Consider the following 23,445-nt stretch of genomic DNA (forward strand, 5'->3'; position numbering starts at 1 on the left):
GAAAAGCCAGTGCGAGATAATATCGACTGGCTGTATGTTCATACTATTGGATAAGTTATATCCCGAAAATGGATGAATCTATTCGGTTTTTACTTTGTCAGAGTATTCTCTTACAATATCAAATTTGCTGTCTTCGGACTCGACATATCCTTCATGAGTATAGATTTCTTTAATGATTTCGTGTCCTTCCTCATCTTGACCGATATCGATGAAAGCATCTGTAATCTTTTTGCTCCATTCCTCGTCCATGTCAGAACGGACAGCAATGGTATCGTTAGGAATCATTTCAGTAAACTCAATAATCTTTGTATCTTCGAATACAGTAGGGTAATCGCCTACTACCGTATTACGGGCATCCTGGAAGACAACTGCGGCGTCTACATCGTCATTCAGTACGGAGATAATACCCTGGTCGTGACCTTTGACCGTAACGCCTTGTACATCTTCAAGCGGGTCGATTCCAGCATCCATCAAAGACGCTGCCGGCCATACATAACCTGCGGAAGAAGTCACATCCTGGAAGGCGATTTTTTTGCCTTTTAAGTCTTCAATACTTTCAATATCGGAATCTGCTTTTACTACAAACTCGGATTTATAACCGTCTACCAGCTCGTCTGTCGGCTGGCCTGTTTCATCTTCTACTCCGTAACGTTGGGCTTGCAGGATTACTTCTGCTGCACCTTTTTCTTTTGCTAACACATAAGCAGTAGGGGGTAAGAATCCTACGTCAACTTTCTTTGAATCCATAGCTTCTATGATGGTGTTGTAGTTGGTGGATACACTAACTTCAACAGGGATGTCCAGACGTTCACTAAGCAATTCTTCCAATGGCTTCGCTTTAGCTTCCAATGTATCCGCGTTCTGGGAAGGGACGAATTGAACGGTCAATTTCTCTGGAACATATGCCTCTGAACCTTCACTACCAGCGCCATTTGCATCATCTGAACCGCCGCACCCACTAATAATACCAGCCGTTAAAGCTAAAGTCGCTCCAACTGTTGCAAGCTTCTTAAACAACATAGGAAAACTACCTCCAATATATTTTAAAATGTGTTACTTCGTTACTATAGCATAATTTTTGTTACAAGTTGTCAATATTTTGTAAAATTTTTTAAAAAATTTTTCCGATTTCGATTATAATAGATTTTGAAATTGTTATGATAATTTAAGAGAAAGTTAAGAGTAATCAAATCAGGAGGGGAACCATGCAAACAGAGATTCACGTGTTAGTCACCAGCGACATCCATGGGTATGTCTATCCAACAACCTATAGGGATCATACGGAAGAGGGGCTGGGACTTGCGAAAATTTCCACCCTGGTAAAACAAAAAAGGGCAGAGGGCAACGTATTGCTTCTTGATAATGGAGACTTGATCCAGGGTAGTCCTTTAACTTATTACCATGCAAAATATAAGCAGGATGAACCGAATCCGATTATCAAGGTCGCCAATCATATTGGTTATCAGTCTTCTGTTTTTGGTAATCATGAATTTAACTATGGACGGGAATATTTGAATAAGGTAGTGGAACAGGCTGATTTCCCCTGGCTTTCGGCGACCGTAGTCGATCAAAACACGGGGAAACCGGCATTTGGAAAGCCGTATATCATAAAGGAGATAGACGGTGCCAAAATAGCCGTTCTCGGAGTGACGACTCAGTTTATCCCTAATTGGGAGGAATCCCGGAATATTCAAGGATTGGATTTCCCGGATGCATTGGAAACGACAAAAAAATGGGTCGCTTCTATCCGGGAATCCGAGAGACCTGATGTGATGATTGTTTCTTATCACGGCGGCTTTGAAAGAGACTTGAAAACCGGTGAACCGACCGAACGGCTGACGGGTGAAAATGAAGGATATCAAATGCTGCAAGAGTTAGAAGGGGTCGATGTTTTGATTACTGGTCATCAGCATCGAACTATAGCAGAAAAGGTAAATGACATAGCGGTCGTACAGCCAAGCAATAACGGACAGGTACTTGGCGAGGTGAAGCTGACACTGGAGCAGACCGTTGAAGGCTGGAAAGTGAAGCAGGTACTTCCGAATATAATTGAGGTAGACGATGGAATCGAGGCCGATAAAGAGGTGTTGGATTTAATTTCCGATTTTGAAGCAGCCACACAACAATGGCTGGACAGCCCGATCGGAAAAATAGAAGGGGATATGACAATCGATGATCCACTGCAAACACGTTTGCAAGACAACCCGTTAATTGAATTTATCAATAAAGTTCAAATGGATGCTGCAGGTGTCGATATTGCCAACACCGCTCTGTTTAATAATGAATCTCCTGGTTTCAGGAAAGATGTCACCATGCGTGATATTGTTTCAAACTACGTTTATCCCAATACATTGAATGTCATCCGCATCAGCGGAAAGGATATCAAAGATGCGTTGGAGCAGAGCGCAAAATATTTTCAGCTGGTAGATGGGGAAATCACCGTCAATCCATCCTTTGTAGAGCCTAAACCACAGCATTATAACTATGATATGTGGGAAGGCATCGATTATCAGTTGAAGATATCCAATCCAGTCGGAGAGCGGGTCATCAAACTGGAATACCATGGAAGCCCGATCGACCCGGATAAACAGTATGATGTAGTAATGAACAATTACCGTGCAGGCGGGGCTGGCGACTATGATATGTATCAAGGCAAACCGTTAATCAAGGATATACCGGTAGATATGACGGAACTTATCGCCGATTACATTGTAAAACGGAAAACAATCAAAGCAACATGTGACCATAATTGGAAGGTCACAATCTAACAAAATGGCCTGGCGGAATTACGCCAGGTTTTTTGGTAACAGAACGCAGTATTACTAGTATGGATGATGGCTTTTTACATATAAATAATATGAACGGTCAGTCATAAGGTTTATCACTCATTGTTGTTTTTTTGCGTGTGATATAATTGATTATAAAGAGGAAGAGAAAAGAAAAAACGGAAAGGATTGGCAGAGTGAAATTATACACAATTTGTCGAAACTGTCGCGGAAAAGGGAGTGTATCGAAGAAGTTTCTGTTTTTTTATATGGAAAATAAGTGTCCGGAATGCAAGGGACTAGGAAAAACCATGAAAAAAGTTTAAGACTCAGTCTTGGCTGGAATCCTTCTTCATCTGAACAGGAATACGAAGGAGGAGACCAGAGCTGTTTTCATATTTTTTGATTGTTGTATATAAGCAAATTATTATATAATTATATAAGAATCAGGAAGGAGAGGCATTTATGGTTAAAACGGAAATTAGCATGGAGAAAGCAGCGCAGGTCCTCAAGCTGCTCGGAGATAAAACCCGCTTGACAATGATGAAGCTGTTGGTTAGCAATGATTGCTGCGTTTGTGAATTCGTTGAAATTTTTCATGCAAGTCAACCATCGATCAGTCAGCATCTTCGCAAGCTGCGCGATGCCGGTTTAGTAAAAGAAGAGCGCAAGGGACAATGGATCTTTTATTCCATAAATCAATCCAGCGATTACTTTCCGTTTGTCCAGCAAGTGCTCATGCAACTACCTGATCAAACAGATAAATTAAAAGAATTGGAAGCGAAAGGTACACGGATTACCTGTTGTTAACTGGAGGGAATAGTCGTTGTCTTTATCTGTCATCTTAGCATTACTAATCTTTTTGGCGACCCTTGTCCTGGTGATTTGGCAGCCAAAAGACTTATCGATTGGATGGTCCGCCTGCGGGGGAGCTGTCCTTGCATTACTGGTGGGAGTGGTCGGTTTCAGCGATGTTTGGGAAGTGATCGACATTGTCTGGAATGCCACGCTTGCTTTTGTCGCCATCATACTTATTTCTTTGATATTAGATGAAATAGGTTTTTTCGAGTGGGCAGCCTTGCACATGGCAAGGGCCGCCCAGGGGAACGGAACCAAAATGTTTGTATACGTCAGCCTGCTGGGGGCTGTTGTAGCTGCACTGTTTGCCAATGACGGAGCTGCGTTGATTTTGACGCCGATTGTGCTGGCGATGGTGCGAAACTTGGATTTTCATGAAAAAATGATTTTTCCCTTTATCATGGCGAGCGGCTTTATTGCCGACACGACATCACTGCCGTTCGTTGTCAGCAACCTGGTGAATATTGTATCCGCAGACTTCTTTGACATCGGGTTTCTGGAATATGCTTCGCGGATGATCATCCCTAACCTGTTCTCACTGGCAGCAACGGTCTTGGTACTGTTCATTTACTTTAGAAAACACATTCCAAAGCAGTATGACTTATCACAGCTTAAAAGGCCGGCTGAAGCAATCAGAGATCCAAAATTATTCCGGATTTCCTGGTATGTGCTTGGTGTGCTGCTCATCGGTTATTTTGTGAGTGAATTTATCTCCTTGCCTGTCTCCATTGTGGCAGGATTAGTGGCGTTATGCTTCCTGTTGCTGGCTCGTGGAAGCAAGGCAGTTAACACGACTGCTGTCGTGAAGGGAGCACCTTGGGAGATAGTTTTCTTCTCGATCGGAATGTACGTAGTCGTGTATGGTTTACGGAATGCCGGACTAACCGAGGTGTTGGCCCGTGCAATCGAGGTAAGTACCGAGCATGGTCTGTTCGCCGGAACAGTGGCAATGGGCTTCATTGCAGCGATTTTATCCTCGATTATGAACAACATGCCGACTGTCATGATTGATGCGCTTGCTATCGCAGAAACCAATACAACGGGTGTCATGAGGGAAGCACTCATTTATGCCAATGTCATCGGTTCTGACTTAGGTCCGAAAATCACACCGATCGGTTCCCTTGCAACGCTGCTATGGCTTCATGTTCTTTCCCAGAAAGGGGTTAAGATCAGCTGGGGCACTTATTTCAAGACGGGGATCATTTTAACGATCCCAATATTGTTCTTTACATTGGTAGGATTATTTCTAACGTTATTACTACTTTAAAAAAGGAGAATCAACATGGCTAAAAAAACACTATATTTCTTATGCACGGGAAACTCTTGCCGCAGTCAGATGGCGGAAGGATGGGGAAAAAAGTATCTTGGCGACGAATGGGAAGTAAAAAGTGCAGGGATTGAAGCGCACGGGCTAAATCCAAAAGCAGTGAATGCGATGAACGAGGCTGGCATCGATATTTCCAGCCAGACATCCGATATCATTGATCCGGAAATTCTTAACAACGCTGATCTGGTTGTTACCTTGTGCGGTGACGCAGCGGATAAATGTCCGATGACGCCGCCTCAGGTGAAAAGAGAGCACTGGGGATTTGATGATCCAGCCAAAGCAGAAGGAACAGAGGAAGAAAAATGGCAAGTGTTCCAGCGTGTACGTGATCAAATCGGTGAACGCATTCAACGGTTTGCCCAGTCAGGGGAATAATATTATTCGGGGACTATAGCATATTGACCAAGCAAAAACCGACCGATTCGATACATTCGGTTGGTTTTTGTATAAGCTACGAATAAACTTAGCAAAAAGTAAACCGTTCTAACCTTCTCTTACGAAAACTGCTATATATTAGGGAAAAACGCCACTAGTTTTAAAGAAGTTGGGGCATAAACATGGCAGACATAGCAAAAACCAACCTGTATTTTCTTTTACGCTGTTATTCGATGAGTGCGCATGCTACAGCAAGATACTACGCTTTCCGCGGGCACGGCTTCAACTTCCTCAGAAAGCACATATCGCTTTCTTGCGGGATTTTCTGCTCGTGCTGTTCCCGTAGGAGTCTCCGTAACTTGCCTTCGCTACATATTCGTCTTCTGATTTCCCCGTAATCAAAACACTTTAAGCCAAGGAACATCTATTCTGCCTAAAGTTAAAATGTGTTAAAGTAAAGAAGAGCATTATCCAGAAAGGATTTGTTTTAATGAGCAAAACTGTAGTACTAGCAGAAAAACCTTCTGTAGGCAGAGATATTGCCAGAGTGCTTGGGTGTCATAAGCAGGGCAACGGCTTCCTGGAAGGTTCTAACTATATCGTAACGTGGGCGCTTGGCCATTTGGTTACCTTGGCCGACCCTGAATTATATGATGATAAGTACAAAACATGGCGGATGGAGGATCTGCCAATGCTGCCGGATCGCCTGAAGCTAGTGGTGATTAAGAAGACTGGCAAGCAGTTCAATACAGTAAAAAACCAGTTAAACCGAAACGATGTCAACCAGATTGTCATCGCTACAGATGCCGGCCGTGAAGGAGAGCTGGTCGCACGCTGGATTATCGAAAAGGCACGGGTCAAAAAGCCAGTCAAAAGGTTGTGGATTTCTTCCGTCACCGATAAAGCGATTAAAGATGGCTTTAAACAGCTGAAGCCGGGCAAGCAATACGAGAACTTGTATGATGCAGCAGTTGCCCGCTCGGAAGCGGACTGGTATGTCGGACTGAATACAACGAGGGCATTGACGACCAAATTTAATGCTCAGCTGTCCAGCGGTCGCGTTCAGACGCCGACATTGGCGATGATTGCTGTCCGGGAACAGGAAATAAAAGACTTTAAACCACAGGAATACTTTGGCGTACAAGCAAAGACGGCTAAAGGTTTCACTTTAACATGGCAGGATGAGCAAAATAACAGCAGGACCTTCTCCAGGCAAAAAGCCGAGCAAATCTTGAACAGTGTTAAGGGTAAGCCGGCGAGAGTAGTCAAAGCCGATAAAAAGCAAAAGAAGAGCTTTGCTCCGCAGCTGTATGACCTGACTGAATTGCAACGGGATGCGAACCGGATTTTTGGTTTTTCCGGTAAGCAGACATTGTCTCTCATGCAGAAGCTGTATGAGCAGCACAAAGTGTTGACTTATCCGCGAACCGACTCCCGCTATCTGTCCAGTGATATTGTTCCGACCTTGAAGGACAGAGTGAAAGCGTGTGGAGTCGACGAATATGCCAAGCTCGCCAACAAGATCAGTAAGCGGGACATCAAGCTAGGGAAATCTGTGGTCGATAATAACAAGGTATCCGATCACCATGCGATTATCCCGACTGAACAGCCGGTTATATTGGAAGAGTTAAATGACAAGGAACGAAAAATTTACGACCTGGTGGTGAAGCGATTCCTCGCGGTCCTTTATCCGCCGCATGAATATGAGCAAACCAAAATCACTGCAGATATTGGGGGTCACACTTTTATAGCGAGCGGCAAACGAATCAGCAAACAAGGCTGGAAAGAAGTCTATGACAATCGCTATCAGGATGAGAATGACCAGGATGACGACCAGCAACTGCCGAACATCGAAACAGGCGACCAATTCACCAACTTGAACGTCTCCTTAACAAACGGAAAGACCAAGCCACCAGAACGATTTACCGAAGGAAACCTGTTGCAGGCGATGGAAAATCCGGTTCGTTACATGGCAAAGGACGACAAACACCTTGCCAAAACGATCAATCAGACAGGTGGATTAGGTACTGTTGCCACACGCGCCGATATCATTGAAAAGCTGTTCAACAGTTTTTACATGGAGAAGAAAGGCAAGCATATCTTCATTACATCGAAAGGGCGGCAGCTGCTTGACCTTGTTCCGGAAGACCTTAAGTCTCCCGCTTTAACGGCTGAATGGGAACAGAAACTTGGTCAAATAGCGGAAGGCAAGTTGAGCAAGGCGGCTTTCATCAAAGAAATGAAGGGGTACGCCAAGCAGGTTGTCCAGGAAATCAAACAAAGTGATGCAACCTTCAAGCATGACAATATGACTGGGACCAAATGTCCGGAGTGCGGCAAGCTGATGCTGGAGGTCAACGGCAAAAAAGGGAAAATGCTTGTTTGCCAGGATCGTTCTTGTGGGCATAAGAAAAATATAGCAAAAAAGACTAACGCAAGATGCCCAAACTGCCACAAACGTTTGGAACTCCGAGGAGAAGGGGAAGGCCAAATGTTCACTTGCAGCTGCGGCCATCGCGAAAAGTTGTCGACATTTAATGAACGAAAGAAAAAAGAGAAGCAGCAAAAAGTGTCGAAAAAAGATGTCAACCAGTATATGAAGAAACAGAACGAATCGTTCACCAACCCTGCACTGGCTGAGGCATTGGCCAAATTAAAAGATAAATAAAATCCAAAGAAGGGGTTATCCCAATAGTCCTCTTTAAAAGGAAAAAACCACGAAGAAATTGCTTTTTCTTCGTGGTTTTTTGTTATGAGCTTTTTTCAGAAAAACGTCGAGCATGGTGACTCGACCAAGCCCTAGACGCATTTTATCCATGCCACAATTAAGCAAAACTTAATTGTAGGACAGCCTCTTTCCTATTGGTAAAACAGATCATGCACGTATTGCAAATCTTCTGAAAGGTATGTTGCCAATCCATCGGTTTTCCCCTATATTAAAAAGTAATACGCCTTTAAAAATAGAAAATCACGGTCGTTGTTGATGGGGGAAAATGCGTGATGCAAACGAAGCAGGTTTTTGTTGTTTTTTCTGATACCGGTACCGTTTTAGGGAGAGTCATCAATCTTTGGACCAAATCGACCATGAACCATGTGTCGATCGCTTTAGATCGGGAGTTAACGGAACTATACAGTTTTGGCAGAAAAAATCCACGCAATCCGTTTATCGGTGGTTTTGTAAAAGAGGATATCCGCACGGCGTTTTTCCATAACAGCAAAGGCGCCGTCTACTGTTTAACCGTCAGCAGCCATGAATATCGGCGAATGCGGCTCAAAATCCAGGCAATGGAAGCGGAAAAAGCGAATTATCGATACAATTTTATTGGATTGTTCCTTGTGCCGTTAAAACGGGAGCTCCAACGCAAAAACGCATTTTTCTGTTCGCAGTTTGTGGCAACATTGCTTGGGGAATGCGGCAGCTATCGCCATGAAAAGCCTGCCTGTTTGACCAAACCGCAGGATATTCGTTCCTGGCACCAGCTACGTTTGATATATCGTGGTAAATTAGTAGATTACCCTGCATTTTTGGAAGATACAAATCAGAAGCAGATAGAACCTGAAAAAACGACAGCCTAAATTGGATCAAACCCAAAAAGGGTTTTTTGTCGTTAGAAGGAAAAAGAAAGTTTGGATAACCTTATCGTAGCTTTTTTGTGTGTCATCACGTTCCACTGACTTTAAAAACCCGATTCAGTCCATAATTTCTCATTCCCATGAAGGAATTCTACTCATCTATCATGAATAATGAAGATAGGACCCATTTATTTACAGGATGAAAAAAGGAGAAATACAATAATGGACTGTACAAACGAGCTTGAAGAGAAAATACGCCATATCGAGGCAGATTTATTGGAAGTGAAAAAGGAACTAAGAAGGTTAAAGCAGGAAGAGCAGGAAGCGGTGCCTGTAAAGAATATCAATACTCCAGTGGAAAAGGCGTCTTCCTCAATGGAAAAACAGCCAATCAGCATGGAAAAAATCATTAGTGACTGGCTGCCGCGGGTATTCATTTTCGTTTTCGTTTTGGGAGTAATCTGGGCCTTTATTGCTGCCGTGGACAGAGGGATTTTGAGCCCGCCGATCCGGGTGCTGGCTGGCTTTGTGGTGTCCGGATTGCTGTATGGATTAGGTCACCGGCAGTATCGCAGGGATGTCGGCGCGCTCAGCATTGTGCTACTTGGCGGCAGTATCGTCGTGTATATTGCCACCGTTTTTGCTGGCAACATCCTGTATCAGCTAATTTCATATTGGATTACCATGTTTTTGCTTGCTGTAGCAATAGGGATAGGAGTTTGGATGTCAAGAAAGTATGCTTCGCAAAGTCTGCTTGCCATCATCGGACTCGGAGCGTACGTTTATCCTTTTTTATTTGCAGGCGACAGAGGGACGGAAAATATCTTTTACGTATATGAAACACTGATTTTTGCCGGCCTGGTATTGGAATCGATTCACAGACGCTATAAAGTGACTTGGAACATTGCCAACTATGCCTTCCTATTCGCCGTGGTGTTTTTTGCTTTTGTGGGGATGGGATCGATAACTTACGTCACGTTGGCTGCACTGGCTTTACAACAGCTGTTGATCATCTATCTTACTTTTCGGTTTGATCACACGAGTAGTAAGGAAATGTATATTCCTGCTATTGCGACAGGTGCCTTTTTTCTGTATTTGATTGGAAGGGACGTTTTCTGGCAGAGTGAGGGCTATCTATACAGCTTTTATTTCGTGACAGCAATTATTTATGGTGGGTTGAGCCTTGTGAAAGGCAAGCCGCATACAGAGTTGAAAAATACCTTTTTCGTTTTTTCGATGTTTTATCTATTTTTGGTGCTCAGTGAATGGCTGGAAGATACAGAATACGTGCAGATGCTCATTTATATTATTCAGGCGGCAATTGTTTATTATCTGTCGCAAAAACGGAACAGTATATTTGGTACGGTGGCAAGCCTCTTGCTGTTGTTCATCGTCTTTAATCAATTAACTGCAAGTCCGGGCAGGGAACTGTTGGTAGTCGAAGTCTTATGCTGGCTGTTATTGGTTAGCTTCTTCCTGGCAATCTATCTATTTAAAGAGAAAGCAGTCGTGTTAACGGAATCGGTGATTACTCTTATTGCTCCCTATATCATTGCTGCATTGCTGTTACTATTCTTCAACGAAGTCGCTGACGCTGCTACGTACGGGAATAATTTGGACTTTAACATCGCCCTCTCGATTTCCTGGATGGTATTCGTTGCTTTGATGTATGCTGGATACAGCTTCTTTAAGGAAAAACAGTGGCAGTATCTCGGCTTAGCATTCTTGTTAATCACGCTCGGTAAGATCATCCTGGTTGATTTAACGACGATTGATATCATCTGGAGGGCAATTTTATTCATTACGCTTGGTGCTATAGGTTTGGTCATTTCGAGATTTTATTACAACCAGCAGAAAAACCAGGGATAAGGCAAGCGCTGCTTTGAGCAGTGCTTGTTTATTCTTCTTTTCCCGAAGATTGGGACCAGGTTGCGACTTGGTCATCTTCGTCGAATTCGATAATAACATCTGTTACGCCTCTTTGTGACTTGATTTGTTTCTCAAGTCTGTCCCGCATATCATCTGCCTCGGCAATGGTCAGTTGGGGATCGACTTCGATTTTCAACTCGACATGGCGTTGATCCCCTTCTTTGATGACATTCAGCCTTTTGATGTCTTTCACCAATTTTTCCTTCATAGCAAGGACACCGACCGTAGTTTCCATTTCGGGCACGGTAATTCCCAGTGCACCAGCTGCATTGTCGAGAAAAATTCTTCCTACCACAATAAATAATAAAAGGGCGATGAGAATGGAAGCATAACCTGTTGCACTATGAAAAGGTGTATAACTGGATAGGGCGATTGCAATCATGGCAATTAACGCACCAATAGTGGCCACTAAATCCTCCAGGAAGACTAACTTTGTTGCTGGGTTAGCTTTCTTAACATGTTTGAAACTTTGCGTGACCAGTCCAAGGCCTTTTTTTTCCTTATCGGGAATATGTTCTGTGATTTCTTTCATTGCCTTTGTAAGGACGAAACCTTCCAAAAGAAAAGATAATCCCAATACACCTATGTTCAGCCAGAACCATCCTTCGTGCCCGGCGGGCTCCAATACATGGTGGATTCCCTCTTTAATCGTTTCATAAGCAAGAATACCGACAATCAAAACAGCACCAAGCAGAACAAGGTTGACTAATCGGCCGAACCCGTTCGGAAAACGCTCGGTTGGCGCTTTTTTACTTAAAGCGGATCCAGTAAAAACGAACAATTGGTTGGCTGCATCTGCGTAACTATGCATCATTTCCGCAAACATCGCCACATTTCCAGTTATCAAATAAGCGATTGTTTTTATAATCCCGACGACGATATTGACAGTCGCCGCCCATAAGGAGGATTTTGTTCCTTGTTTTAAGAGTCTCCATAATTCTCCCATAACTCCTGCCTTCCTTTCCAAAGATGTTTGTCTAAGCCGTTGATTGTAATGAAACGAGATGGATTGCTGCTATTTATAATGCCTCTGTTTGGAGAAAATGAAACCTCTTGTCCGACATTTTATGTAATCAGATGACTGACAATGAAGCCAGAATAAGCCTTCAGGCTTAGTAGAAGTTATAGCTCCAGGTCGTTATATCTTGTTTTGATTCCTTTTATGATAGAAACAAGAAAGGAGGCTATCGACATGAAAACATTTTTGTTGCTATTACTAGGTGTGACAGCAGTCGTCCTCATTTTGGCAAATCTCGGGCCGATGATTTTATTGGCTGTCAGTCTGGTTGTTTCCTATTATGCCGTGAAAAAATTTATTCTAGCAGACACGGTTGGTCAGAAAGTACTTTGGGCCATCGCGGTGCTGGTCGGACTCTCGATTTCGTTGGCCAATCTGCCGGCGTTAATTGGCGTTGCTGCCTTTGTCGTCTTGTACTATACCTATAAAAAGTGGAAAAGAGATAAGCAAGATACCAGTTTTCTGGATGAAGATCTCTTTAATGAAACTGGAAAAGAATCCTGGTTGAACTAAACCTAATAGAGGAGTTGGATGAAAATGAGTAATTTATTTACAAGAATCAAGGATACCATTTCTGCGGACTTTAATGAGATGCTCGATCAAAAGGAGCAAAAAAATCCCATCGCACAGTTAAATCAATATGTCCGCCGCTGTGAGCAGGAAGTGAAGAAAATCAGAGGGCTCGTGGAGAAACAATACGCCCTCAAACAAGAATTCACTAGAGAATACCATCAGGCCGCTGCCATGGCGGACAAGCGTAAACATCAGGCAGAAGTCGCCTTGAAGGCAAATGAACAGGAGCTGTATGACCAAGCTCATAAAGATCAGGTGTATTTCGAGGAACGGGCGGCTAAGCTGGACTCCATCAGGCAAAGTGCCATTAAAGAACTGGAATCGCTGGAAAGTAAATATGTGCAGATGAAGCACAAATTAAAGGACCTTTATGTAAAACGGATGGAATTGAAAGGACGGGAAAACGCTGCTCAAGCCCACCAAGGGATGAATAGAGTACTGCAAGCCGATCGTTTCGCAGAAAAAAGCTATTCAACTTTTGCGGAAATGGAGGATTATATCGAACGGCTGGAAAACCAGGTGAATGCGGAATATCGAAGTTACACGCTTGATGCCCGGATCGCCGAACTAGAAAAAAGAGCGGATTAAGTAGGGGGCTTCTCCTTCTCTTCAGGTTCTGGTAATCTAAAAGGGAAACATTATCAGCATGTTTCAAAGGCGTACTTCTATCGTACGCCTTATTCTACTGTTGATTTCTGACTGCTTATTGGGAAAATTCCTTGTAAACAAACATATGATACATTCGATGAATCCGGGTGTGTTTTTTGCTGGCTCAGTGTTATTCATCCACCGTTATATGTTGATTGATCAGCAGATGCCCAGCGAGGTGCTTTTCCGAAGCGGAATTGGTTCCTAAATATTTGCTTTTAGAAAACAGCTTATTAGAAAAAGAGGAGTAGCCTTATGTTTAATCGTAAAAATACAGACCTCATTGTTATGATTTTGCTGATTACGGTCGTCATCTTTGTGTTTGAATTGCTTTTTGACGGTCCATGGCTTCTCTTCTGTATTATTATGTACATCGCAGCGATCTACTACGGCCGACTGCATATTGACAAGTCTTGGGGAAGGCTCGTTTTTTGGGCTGGGTTGGTCGGCTTGATCATTACAATATTAAACACCACTGCATTTAGATTTTTACTGTTGACCTCTTTGGCATACCTAATGTACAGATGGTATCATTCCAAAAAACAACCAGTATATCATAAACCACAGTTCGAGAAGGACGGTTCCGGAGAAGGGGCGATTCAGCGACCGACAATCTTCACGAATAAATGGTTCGGTCGTCAGAAAACAAGTACAAAACCTTATGAATGGCAGGATATCAATATACAAACAGGAATCGGCGATGCTGTCATTGATATGAACAACACCGTTCTTCCGAAAGGAGAAGCGGTTATATTCATTCGAAATCTTTTTGGCAATATGGAAATTCTTGTCCCTTATGAGGTGGAAGTAAGCATCAGTCATTCTACCTTGTTCGGTTCGGCCGAGATACTTGACTATGCTGAAGACCACATGTGGAATAAGGTCATCCATATCGAATCAGAGAATTATCAACATGCCAAACAAAAGGTGAAGATTGTCACATCCACACTGGCCGGCAAGATAGAGGTGAAGCGCGTATGAGAAACGTCTTACAGCGTTCACTTGTGGTTGGTTTGTTGACATCCTTGATACTCCTGGTTGTTTTTACTGCAGTTTTCTTTTTTGGTTTTCCACTTGATGAGTGGCAAGATCTGTGGCAGCGAAAAATATGGGAATTGCCATTTGTTGTTTTTATCATCACGATTACCCTGGTAGCAGGTGGAAGTTTCGGGGTGGCGGAAGGCTTGTACTGGAAAAAGCAGCTAACTGGGTTGGAAGCTGCACTGAAAAGGAATCGGGACAATCGGAAGCTTCCACAAGATAAAGCTTCATTAGCTGAAGTGCAAGCATTACATGAAAGAGCCGGAAATCTTCAGCGATACATGGACGAACAAACGAAACTGGCTCAAAAAATGGCAACGGAACGGGTAGAGAATCAGGAAAAGGAGATTGAAAGGGTAATATCAGAGGAAAGGAACCGGCTGGCAAGGGAGTTGCATGACTCGGTCAGCCAGGAGTTGTTCGCAGCTTCTATGCTAATTTCCGCGCTTAATGAGCTGAACAAGGATGAAGTTGTATCTGTCCAACTCAAACAAATCGAAGCCATGATTCAGCAATCCCAATTGGAAATGCGGGCGCTCCTCCTGCATTTACGACCTGCTGCTTTGAAAGGAAAATCGCTGCAGCAAGGGATCGAGCAACTGCTGGGAGAACTGAAACAAAAGGTACCGATAACAATTTCCTGGAAAATGGACCATGTACAGCTTGAGAGAGGTATAGAAGACCATCTTTTCAGGATTTTGCAAGAGTCGGTTTCCAATACGCTTCGACACGCAAAAGCCCACTCACTGGATATCCTGTTGATCGAAAGGGAAGGACAGGTTGTTTTACGGGTAATTGATGACGGGATTGGATTCCAGGTAGAAGAAAGCCAGTCGGGATCCTATGGCTTGCAAAACATGAAAGAACGGGCAGCCGAGATAGGGGCTGTCATCAAAATCATTAGCTTACCGGATAAAGGGACAAGATTGGAAGTAAGGGTACCGGTACTAAAATCAGAGGGTGATGTGGATGATTAAGGTATTGTTTGTCGACGATCATGAAATGGTCCGGATTGGAGTAAGTGCTTACTTGGCTACCCAGCTGGATATTGAAGTGGTTGCCGAAGCAGATAATGGCAAAAAGGCAGTTGATTTGGCATTGGAGCTTCGCCCGGACATTATTTTGATGGATTTGGTGATGGAGGAAATGGATGGGATCGAAGCGACGGAGAAGATTGTCCAAAATTGGCCGGAGGCGAAAATCATTGTCGTAACCAGTTTTATCGATGATGAGAAAGTGTACCCGGCATTAGAAGCAGGCGCTTCCAGTTACTTGCTGAAAACATCGAAGGCGAGTGAAATAGCTGAGGCAATACGTGCCACTTTTCAAGGAGAATCGGTTTTTGAACCGGAAGTGACCAATAAGGTCATGTCAAAAATGAGACACAGACGATCATCCCTTCCGCATGAAAGCTTGACTGCAAGGGAGATGGAAGTGTTGTTGCTGGTGGCTCAAGGAAAGACCAATCAGGAAATAGCGGATGAGCTTTTCATAGCCTTGAAAACAGCGAAAGTACACGTCAGCAACATATTGAGCAAGCTCGAGGTGCAGGATCGCACCCAGGCTGCTGTGTATGCCCATCGACAAGGGCTTGTTCAACAGTGAAATAACGGAACAAACCTGACACATGGAACGTTTAATTGTTAAACTTTATACCTCTCCGTAAAAAAGGCAGCCCTTTAAGGCCGCCGCATTGTCTTCAAAGACCTAATGTTTCATTTGGTACTTTTATTCGGAAGGAAATATCGTCATTCTTTAAGTCGAATTTTTCCGCTTTTACTTTGAAGTTGCTCTTTATGTCCATTTGGGTGATGGCGATATATATTTGTTCTTTATCGGGATTGACGACCACCCAGTCTGGAGTTGGGTAACTTTTATTCAAATACTCCAATACTTTCCTGTTAGGAAGGTATAATAATCCGAGTGAAATATCCTTCTGTTTTAGGACAAGGTCTCCGTTTTCCTGCACGATTGGTTCTAAGCGGATGGAAAAAGGAATATCGGTGCTAAATGCCCGTAATGTACCGGTGAATTGCACGTCATCCTCAAGAGACACTTCGTATTTTCCGGTAGTATCCTGGAACATTTGGTCTATATAAGCATTAACCAATTCATTGACGTTTTCTTTACTGGAAGTGACCGTGAATTCGGCCCCAGGTACTTGCTCCAGCTCTTCCCAATCAAGCGACGGATTTGACCAGGAAGGAATGAATATCAGAAACAGCAGGATCAGAATGACAGCTGCATCTATACCTAACAGTACTAGAAACCAACGCTTCCAATTCCTCCGTTTCTGCAGTTTTTCTTCGCTCATTGTTTCATTCCCCTATCTTGGTAAGGCTTACTCTGATCGTTCTATTTCCGGCCTGATATATTCAAGCACCCGTTCAGCCATCAACTTATAGCCGACAGGGTTCGGGTGGAAGTTATCTTCGTATAGTAAGTTCTGTTCCGCATTCGCAAATAAATCTTTGGTCGGAATGTAGTTGACTTGATCATATTCTAAAGCTACGCTACTTCCTGTCCCGTTCCAATCATCAATGATTTGGCCTAATTGTTCGACATCATTGAAATAATTGGCAAAAGGGTTATAAAATCCAATCAAATAAATGGTTGCATCTGGATTTAATTGCAGCATTTCATCAAAGATACTTCGTAAACGTTCCCTGTAATTTGCCTGTTCTTTTACAAATGGTTCGTATTCCAGGTTGGTAAAATTATCTTTTACGACTTTCATGATATCATTTGCTCCAATGGTAATCAGGACGATATCAGCATCCTCGAGGGAATCCTTTATTTCGGTCTGATCCAGGCGCTTTAGCAGCTGATCGGAACGGTTTCCCCGTTTTCCATAGTTGACGATATCCACTTCCTGCTTCCCGTCATCATTCAAGGTATTTTGAAGAATTCCTACATAACCGCCATTATGTGAGGTATCACCAACACCTTGGGTTAACGAGTCCCCAATAGCCACAATATCCAAGTCTTTTTTCACAAACAAACCGAGTGCGCTCTCGATAACCTGGCTGACTCTATCCTTTAGGTCCTCAGCCAAGGGTTGTTCCTCTTCTTCTGTTTCTTCGGCTTTTTGCAGTTCGGTATCCTCTGGTATGTCTTCTGAGACCTCAAGGTCTTTCTCTTGTGTATCCTGACTTATATTTTTTTCTGCATGATCGTTTTCATTGGGCTGCATTGCCTGAAAAGTGACAATCGACAGCAGTAAAATCAACAAAACGGCACCGATGAAAATCGTGGGGTATTTATTTCGCAATCTTATCACACCTACTATGCAATATATTAATTCAATATTAAAAGAATATTCCCCTCATCTTAGTTGTGGAAACGTGCGAAGGACAGTCGATCTCTATCAGTTGTTCGTACCATGTAAAAATATCGGCAAGGCCGATATACGGGTTACTAATAGTATACAATATGATACCATGTCTTGCGCTATCAGCCATAATTATTTTCGGTCAATGAAAAAAGAGATTGGAGAATAAAGAAAAAACCGGACTAGAGAATACTAGTGTCCGGTTTATAAATAAAGGATGTTGTCAGGTCCACCACATTTCTCCGACTTGTTCTTTCAGTATGACAGGTTGAAGATTCTCGACCGCTTTAGTGAATCCTTCATCAATAGACATCAAGCCATCTTCATGTTCAATACTAACCACGTAGTCATATCCAACCAGACGCAAAGCACTGGTGATATCAGCCCACGCTTTTCTTCCATGTCCAAAACCGACCGTCCGGAAATACCAAGCTCTGCTGCGCATCTCGTTATAAGGTGTCATATCCGTCAGTCCTTGCCGATTCATATTTTGCTGGTCGATGATGGTATCTTTCGCATGGAAGTGATGGATGGCATCTGCATCTCCAAGAATTTTAATTGCTTCTACGGGATCAATGCCCTGCCACCACATATGGCTAGGATCCAAGTTAGCTCCGATTGCAGTGCCGCATGCTTCCCGAAGCTTTAACATGGTTGCGGGTGTATGGACAGAAAATCCGCCATGGAGTTCGAGACCTATTTTCACGTGATGAGAAGCTGCGAAATCATTGATATCTTTCCAGTATGGAATGAGCTTTTCCTCCCATTGCCATTTCAGTACTTCCTGATAATCATGCGGCCATGCTGCCACCGGCCAATTTGGATAAAGAGCGCCATCATGGTCTCCTGGACAGCCCGAGAAGGTGTTCACAACCTGTACTCCTAATTGAGATGCCAATTTTATCGTGTTGCGGAGCAGCTTATCTGCGGGATCAGCTACCTTGTTCTGGGGATGCAGCGGATTGGAATGGCAGCTTAAAGCACTGATCATCAGCCCTTTATCAGCCAGTTTTTGAAGCATTTCCTGTTGATTATCAGGATTGTCCAATAGTTCTTCTATCTGGCAATGAGCATTCCCGGGGTATCCTCCAGTTCCCAGTTCAACTGCTTCCAATCCCTTGGAAGAAACATAATCGACCATGTCATCAAACGTTCTATCTGAGCATAAAACAGTAAAAACACCTAATTTCATCTTCCTCTCCCCCTTTGTGATACCTGCATTGTAATCCTTTACATAAAAAGTTACTTAGTTTTACAAAAACAATTGACAGACTCTTTTTCGTCCAGTACTATTTGTATTGTAAACGATTACAAAAAATAACGCAATGTAGAAAGAAGGACTGGGTAAGATGGCAACAATCCACCAGGTCGCAAAGCAAGCAGGGGTATCTGTGGCAACAGTCTCTAGAGTTTTGAATGGGCAAGACTCTGTCACGGCAAAAACAAGAATTAAAGTAGAAGATGCAATCAAGAAACTAAATTATGAACCTAGTCTTCTTGGCCGGAATTTAAGAAACTCTGAAAGCAGGCTCCTGTTAGTCCTACTCCCGAACATATCGAATCCTTTCTACTCAGAAATCATCAATGGAATTGAGACCACAGCAATCGCCTTGAATTATAATATCCTCCTTTGCGAAACCGACACCAATGCGGAAAGAGAGAATATTTACTTTGATTTGGTACGTAAAAAGATGGCCGATGGTATCATTTCTATGGACCCGGCTGTTAATATCGACACTCTCGTGAAACTAGCCGAAAATCACGCTATCATCCAATGCAGTGAATATGCTGTCGACAGTGGGATCCCTTATGTGACAATTGATAATGTTTCCGCTGCTTATCGTGCTGTGAAGCATTTAATAAGAATAGGGCATCAGAAAATTGCATTGATTAACTCGGATGAAAAATACCTGTATGCCCGTCAACGGCAGCTTGGTTACCAAAAAGCATTGGAAGAAAACGATATGGAATTAGAGGACAGCTTGATTATCCACACCCAGGGACTTGATTTTTCCAGTGGCCAACAGGCGATGAAAAAAATTCTGATGCAAGAAGAACGTCCATCCGCCATTTTTGCGGTATCCGACTTGCTTGCCATCGGAGCGCTGAAAGAAATTCACAGTCAAGGGTTAAGAGTACCGGAAGACATAGCGATAGTCGGTTTTGACAAAATTGCTTTTTCGAATATGACACACCCTACGTTGACAACTATTTCGCAGCCGATGTATGAGATGGGGAAGACGGCTGCCGAAATGCTCGTCAAGAAAATTCAGGGAGTAGAAGTGGAAAGTATCATTTTGGATCATGAATTAGTAATCAGGGAGTCTACTTTAGGTTGATCGACAACAAAGACTGGCACTGTGATATCAAGGTATTCTTGATATTAGAGTGCTGGCCTTATATGTAAACGATTACATTAAAGCGAGCTTCCAAAAACAAAAAAGGGGTGGAGAAGTGAAAAAACGACTACTTGTTTTGTTCGTGTCTATGTTGGTTTTATGGGGACTTTCAGCATGTGGAAGCGGAGAGGAAAGCGGTGGAGAGGCATCAGGAGAAGACGGGGATCTTAAAATTGGCATATCTTTGCCATCTGCAACCCATGGGTGGATGGGAGCATTGATCGATAATGCAGAAAAACAAGCCCAGGAGTTGAAAGAAGAGCAAGGAATCGACTATGTCATGACCAACGCAGCTGATCCAAACAAGCAGGCAAATGATGTGGAAGACCTCATTTCCCAAGAAGTAGATGTAATCGTCATGCTGCCGATTGAATCTGCGGCCCTGTCTCCCGTCGGCCAAAAAGTGAAAGATGAAGGGATTCCTTTAGTAATCGTTGACCGTGAGCTTGAAAATGACGCAGCAACTGTTGTTGTTAAAGGGGACAATGAAGGGATTGGAGTCAATGCAGGGAAATACTTTATTGAACAATTGAACGGTACTGGAAAAGTTGTCGAGATTACCGGACCGCCAAGCTCTGTAACGAATCAGAGAGGAAGCGGATTCCAGGAAGCAATGGAAGGAGAAGAAGGAATCGAGGTAATTGCTTCACAAAATGGCGACTTTTCTAAAGAGGCTTCATTAGAAGTAATGCAAAACATTTTGCAAGCGCATTCTCAGATTGATGCAGTGTTTACCCAGGATGACGAAATGGCATTAGGAGTTCTCCAGGCCATTAACGAAGCGGATCGCGAAGATATTCAATTCATCACCGGTGCTGGAGGCAATAAAACCGTTTTTGAAAACATGAAGGAAGATGGATTGATCAAAGCGACGTTTCTTTATTCTCCAACGATGGTCAGGGATGCAGTAACGATAGCGGCAGATCTCGCTAAAGGGGAAGAGCCCGAAGAAGGATTGGTGGTAAAAGAGGCAACCCAGGTAACCAAAGACAACGTAGACCAATACTATAACGAAGATTCCAAGTATTAAGCTGACACCCTGTAAAAGAAGAGGCATAGAAAAAGGAAATACAATCGATAAACGTTGTATTTCCTTTTTCTGATAGGGAGAGATGATAAATGAGTAGTAAGTATGTATTGGAAATGGAAAATATCGACAAATCATTTAATCGCGTTCCTGTGCTTAAACAGGCCGGTATTCGGTTGGAAGAGGGAGAAATACATGCCTTGTTGGGTGAAAATGGTGCTGGTAAATCAACGTTGATGAATATCCTGGGCGGCATTTTTCCTGCTGATAAAGGCACGGTGAAAATAAACGGTGAACTGGCGGATATAGCTGACCCGCGAACATCTCAACAGCTTGGAATCAGTTTTATCCATCAAGAGTTGAATGTAGTCGCTGACTTGAAAGTTTACGAAAATATGTTTTTAGGTGTGGAAAAAAGGAACCGGTTCGGACTGCTGCAAGTGGAAGAGATGTGCCGCAAGACTAGCGAGGTTCTGGCTGAATTAGGTGTTGAGATTGATCCAAAAGCTTATGTCCGCCAATTGGATGCCTCTTACAAGCAAATGATCGAAATCGCCAAAGCTCTGCTTCAGGAATCCAACATTATTATTATGGATGAACCAACTACTGCCTTAACGGAACACGAAGTTTATCGGTTATTCGAATTGATGAGGAGATTGAAGAAAGCCAATGTTTCGATTATCTATATCTCCCATAAATTAAAGGAAATCCAGGAAGTATGTGATAGTTATACAGTTTTGCGGGACGGAAAAGTAGTCGGTTCCGGCCGGATGGCTGAGCAGAGCCTGGAAATGATTACAAAGCTGATGGTCGGTAGGTCTGTATCGGAAGAGTGGTTTGCCCAGCAGCATGATGCTGGAAAGGAAGTACTGAAAGTAGCTGGACTGACTAGCCCGGGGTTATTTCAGAACGTCCACTTCACATTGCATGCTGGGGAGATTCTAGGTTTTACAGGGTTAGCTGGAGATGGTCGGACAGAGTTGTTTGAGAGCATTTTTGGATACAGAAAGAAGTATTCCGGCCAAATTACCGTGAATGGTCAACCGGTTCGTATTAACCATCCGAAAAATGCGTTACAGGCTGGCATCGGTTTTGTACCAAAGGATCGCAAAGAGAATGGAATTATTAAAGATTTGAGTGTCTATCATAACATGAGTTTATCCGCACTATCCCATTTTGAACGGATTGGATTTCTTCACCAGAAAAAAGAAAAGGCACGGTTTGAGTACTTCAAAGAAAAGCTGAATATAAAAGTTCACAATCCAACGGTGACCATCGATAAACTGTCTGGCGGCAACCAGCAAAAAGTGGTGCTGGCTAAATGGCTGGAAATCGATACGCCTATCCTAATATTTGATAATCCCACGCAGGGCATAGATATCGGAGCGAAGAGGGAGATTTACCAATTAATTGTCCAACTTGCTGAGCAAGGCAAGGCAATCATTATCCTATCGTCCGAAGCTCCGGAAATTTTAAAAGTCTGCCACACGATACATGTTATGTTTCAAGGAGAAATCACCGCAAAATTGAGGCGTGACCAAGCCAGTGAGGATGAACTAATGAAATTTGCCACTGGCTCCAAAAAGGAGGTCGAGCAAATTGGCTAGTCCAGCAATCAAACAGGAAAGTGAAAGTACGCAACCGTCAAGCAGAAGTCGATACTTGGCCTTTCTCTGGTCCGAGTATAGTGTAATTCTGGCATTTATCGTGATTTTTGTCCTGGCATCTTTCTTAAATCCACGGTTTCTTGATCTGAATAATCAGTTGAACATTTTCATGCAGGTTTCCATTATTGGAATTGTCGCATTAGGGATGACCATTGTCATGCTTTCCGGTGGGATTGACTTGTCTGTTGGATCGGTGCTGGCACTTGTCGGTGTTGTCTCGATTTTGGCATTGAATGGGACGGGAAGTATCTTGCTAGCGATTTTGACAGCTTTTTTAATCGGAACATTTGCAGGGCTGTTGAATGGACTGATGGTCGCCAAAGGGAGAATCGCATCGTTCATTGCTACATTGGGCATGATGGCTGGTGCAAGATCGATTGCGCTCTATATAGCTGACGGGGGAAGTATTTCCGGAGAGGTATCTAACTTCACTGTGATAGCAAACAGCGAGCTATGGATCATCGATTATCCCATCATCATTTTCCTGGTGATGACCGCTCTTGTTTATTTGTTGATGCAAAAGACGCGGTTTGGAAGATATGTCTATGCGATCGGAAGTAATGAAAAGGCGGCTTTGTTGTCGACCATCCGTGTAGACCGCGTCAAAATCGGTGTTTACAGTTTGGCAGGCCTGCTGGTAAGTATTGCGGCCATTATTGAAACATCAAGGCTTAATTCCATTTCTTCTTCAAGCTCCGGTCAAGCGTATGAACTGGACGCAATTGCCGCAGTAATCATTGGAGGGACAAGAATGACGGGCGGGAGAGGCAAGGTTATAGGTACATTTTTTGGTGTTTTGATTCTCGGTATTTTAAATAACATGATGAATCTGATGAATGTCTCTCCGCATTTACAGGGATTCGTAAAGGGCTTGATCATTATCATAGCGGTTGTTTTCCAGAAACGGGAATAGG

21 protein-coding genes are annotated in these 23,445 nt (G+C 43.2%); 16 read left to right on the top strand and 5 right to left on the bottom strand.

Annotated elements, in window-relative coordinates; genetic code table 11:
- Positions 1-78 precede the first annotated feature (78 nt).
- On the bottom strand, positions 79-1,020 hold the full coding sequence (locus BN1067_RS05895) for a phosphate/phosphite/phosphonate ABC transporter substrate-binding protein (protein WP_110943339.1): 942 nt from the start codon (positions 1,018-1,020) through the stop codon (positions 79-81).
- A gap of 185 nt (positions 1,021-1,205) precedes the next feature.
- Here BN1067_RS05895 and BN1067_RS05900 point away from each other — a divergent pair, with 185 nt between their 5' ends.
- The 7 genes from BN1067_RS05900 to BN1067_RS05930 all read left to right on the top strand — a co-directional run bounded on the left by BN1067_RS05900 (position 1,206) and on the right by BN1067_RS05930 (position 10,767).
- On the top strand, positions 1,206-2,768 hold the full coding sequence (locus BN1067_RS05900) for a bifunctional metallophosphatase/5'-nucleotidase (RefSeq protein WP_053217972.1): 1,563 nt from the start codon (positions 1,206-1,208) through the stop codon (positions 2,766-2,768).
- Between the two features lie 462 nt (positions 2,769-3,230).
- Positions 3,231-3,575 (top strand): ArsR/SmtB family transcription factor, encoded by a 345-nt coding sequence (locus tag BN1067_RS05905; protein ID WP_053217973.1) that lies wholly within the window; start codon positions 3,231-3,233, stop codon positions 3,573-3,575.
- 16 nt (positions 3,576-3,591) lie between these two features.
- Positions 3,592-4,890, top strand: a complete 1,299-nt coding sequence (locus tag BN1067_RS05910) for an arsenic transporter (protein WP_053217974.1) — start codon at positions 3,592-3,594, stop codon at positions 4,888-4,890.
- Positions 4,891-4,905: 15 nt separating this feature from the next.
- The gene (gene arsC, locus BN1067_RS05915) at positions 4,906-5,325 is read left to right on the top strand and encodes an arsenate reductase (thioredoxin) (RefSeq protein WP_053217975.1); all 420 of its coding nucleotides are present in this window, start codon (positions 4,906-4,908) and stop codon (positions 5,323-5,325) included.
- 490 nt (positions 5,326-5,815) lie between these two features.
- Positions 5,816-7,993 carry a DNA topoisomerase III gene (locus tag BN1067_RS05920; RefSeq protein WP_053217976.1) on the top strand — a complete coding sequence of 726 codons (2,178 nt, stop codon included), beginning with the start codon at positions 5,816-5,818 and terminating at the stop codon, positions 7,991-7,993.
- Between the two features lie 332 nt (positions 7,994-8,325).
- Positions 8,326-8,901: a hypothetical protein gene (locus BN1067_RS05925; protein ID WP_053218011.1), complete on the top strand. Its 576-nt coding sequence runs from the start codon at positions 8,326-8,328 to the stop codon at positions 8,899-8,901.
- A gap of 219 nt (positions 8,902-9,120) precedes the next feature.
- The gene (locus BN1067_RS05930; protein ID WP_053217977.1) at positions 9,121-10,767 is read left to right on the top strand and encodes a DUF2339 domain-containing protein; all 1,647 of its coding nucleotides are present in this window, start codon (positions 9,121-9,123) and stop codon (positions 10,765-10,767) included.
- A gap of 28 nt (positions 10,768-10,795) precedes the next feature.
- On the opposite strand, the gene BN1067_RS05935 is transcribed toward BN1067_RS05930, so the two are convergent.
- Complete coding sequence (locus BN1067_RS05935; RefSeq protein WP_053217978.1) at positions 10,796-11,773, bottom strand: cation diffusion facilitator family transporter; 978 nt, start codon at positions 11,771-11,773, stop codon at positions 10,796-10,798.
- A gap of 246 nt (positions 11,774-12,019) precedes the next feature.
- Here BN1067_RS05935 and BN1067_RS05940 point away from each other — a divergent pair, with 246 nt between their 5' ends.
- From BN1067_RS05940 to BN1067_RS05965, 5 genes are all read left to right on the top strand, one after another.
- Positions 12,020-12,358, top strand: coding sequence for a lmo0954 family membrane protein (locus tag BN1067_RS05940; protein WP_053217979.1), 339 nt, complete (start codon positions 12,020-12,022; stop codon positions 12,356-12,358).
- 24 nt (positions 12,359-12,382) lie between these two features.
- On the top strand, positions 12,383-13,006 hold the full coding sequence (locus BN1067_RS05945; RefSeq protein ID WP_053217980.1) for a PspA/IM30 family protein: 624 nt from the start codon (positions 12,383-12,385) through the stop codon (positions 13,004-13,006).
- Positions 13,007-13,321: 315 nt separating this feature from the next.
- Entirely contained in the window at positions 13,322-14,047 is a 726-nt protein-coding gene (gene liaF / locus BN1067_RS05955) for a cell wall-active antibiotics response protein LiaF (RefSeq protein ID WP_053217982.1), read from the top strand.
- The gene (locus tag BN1067_RS05960; RefSeq protein ID WP_053217983.1) at positions 14,044-15,084 is read left to right on the top strand and encodes a sensor histidine kinase; all 1,041 of its coding nucleotides are present in this window, start codon (positions 14,044-14,046) and stop codon (positions 15,082-15,084) included. Before liaF ends, BN1067_RS05960 begins: the two co-directional genes overlap by 4 nt.
- A complete protein-coding gene (locus tag BN1067_RS05965; protein ID WP_053217984.1) occupies positions 15,077-15,712 on the top strand; it encodes a response regulator in 636 nt (211 codons plus the stop codon). The genes BN1067_RS05960 and BN1067_RS05965 overlap by 8 nt, the downstream gene beginning before the upstream one ends.
- 94 nt (positions 15,713-15,806) lie before the next feature.
- On the opposite strand, the gene BN1067_RS05970 is transcribed toward BN1067_RS05965, so the two are convergent.
- The 3 genes from BN1067_RS05970 to BN1067_RS05980 form a co-directional block, all read right to left on the bottom strand.
- Entirely contained in the window at positions 15,807-16,421 is a 615-nt protein-coding gene (locus BN1067_RS05970; protein ID WP_053217985.1) for a YpmS family protein, read from the bottom strand.
- Positions 16,422-16,448: 27 nt separating this feature from the next.
- Complete coding sequence (locus BN1067_RS05975; RefSeq protein ID WP_234400635.1) at positions 16,449-17,387, bottom strand: SGNH/GDSL hydrolase family protein; 939 nt, start codon at positions 17,385-17,387, stop codon at positions 16,449-16,451.
- Positions 17,388-17,661: 274 nt separating this feature from the next.
- The gene (locus BN1067_RS05980) at positions 17,662-18,630 is read right to left on the bottom strand and encodes a sugar phosphate isomerase/epimerase family protein (protein WP_053217986.1); all 969 of its coding nucleotides are present in this window, start codon (positions 18,628-18,630) and stop codon (positions 17,662-17,664) included.
- 157 nt (positions 18,631-18,787) lie between these two features.
- Between BN1067_RS05980 and BN1067_RS05985 the strand changes: the two genes are divergently transcribed.
- The 4 genes from BN1067_RS05985 (at position 18,788) to BN1067_RS06000 (ending at position 23,444) form a co-directional block, all read left to right on the top strand.
- Entirely contained in the window at positions 18,788-19,777 is a 990-nt protein-coding gene (locus BN1067_RS05985) for a LacI family DNA-binding transcriptional regulator (protein ID WP_053217987.1), read from the top strand.
- Between the two features lie 115 nt (positions 19,778-19,892).
- Positions 19,893-20,867, top strand: coding sequence for a substrate-binding domain-containing protein (locus BN1067_RS05990; protein ID WP_234400636.1), 975 nt, complete (start codon positions 19,893-19,895; stop codon positions 20,865-20,867).
- An 89-nt stretch (positions 20,868-20,956) separates the two neighbouring features.
- Positions 20,957-22,471: a sugar ABC transporter ATP-binding protein gene (locus BN1067_RS05995; RefSeq protein WP_053217988.1), complete on the top strand. Its 1,515-nt coding sequence runs from the start codon at positions 20,957-20,959 to the stop codon at positions 22,469-22,471.
- On the top strand, positions 22,464-23,444 hold the full coding sequence (locus BN1067_RS06000; protein ID WP_053217989.1) for an ABC transporter permease: 981 nt from the start codon (positions 22,464-22,466) through the stop codon (positions 23,442-23,444). Before BN1067_RS05995 ends, BN1067_RS06000 begins: the two co-directional genes overlap by 8 nt.
- The last annotated feature ends 1 nt before the right edge of the window (position 23,445 follow it).

The organism is Virgibacillus senegalensis, from assembly GCF_000821245.2.
GTDB classification, from domain to species: Bacteria; Bacillota; Bacilli; order Bacillales; family Amphibacillaceae; genus Sediminibacillus; species Sediminibacillus senegalensis.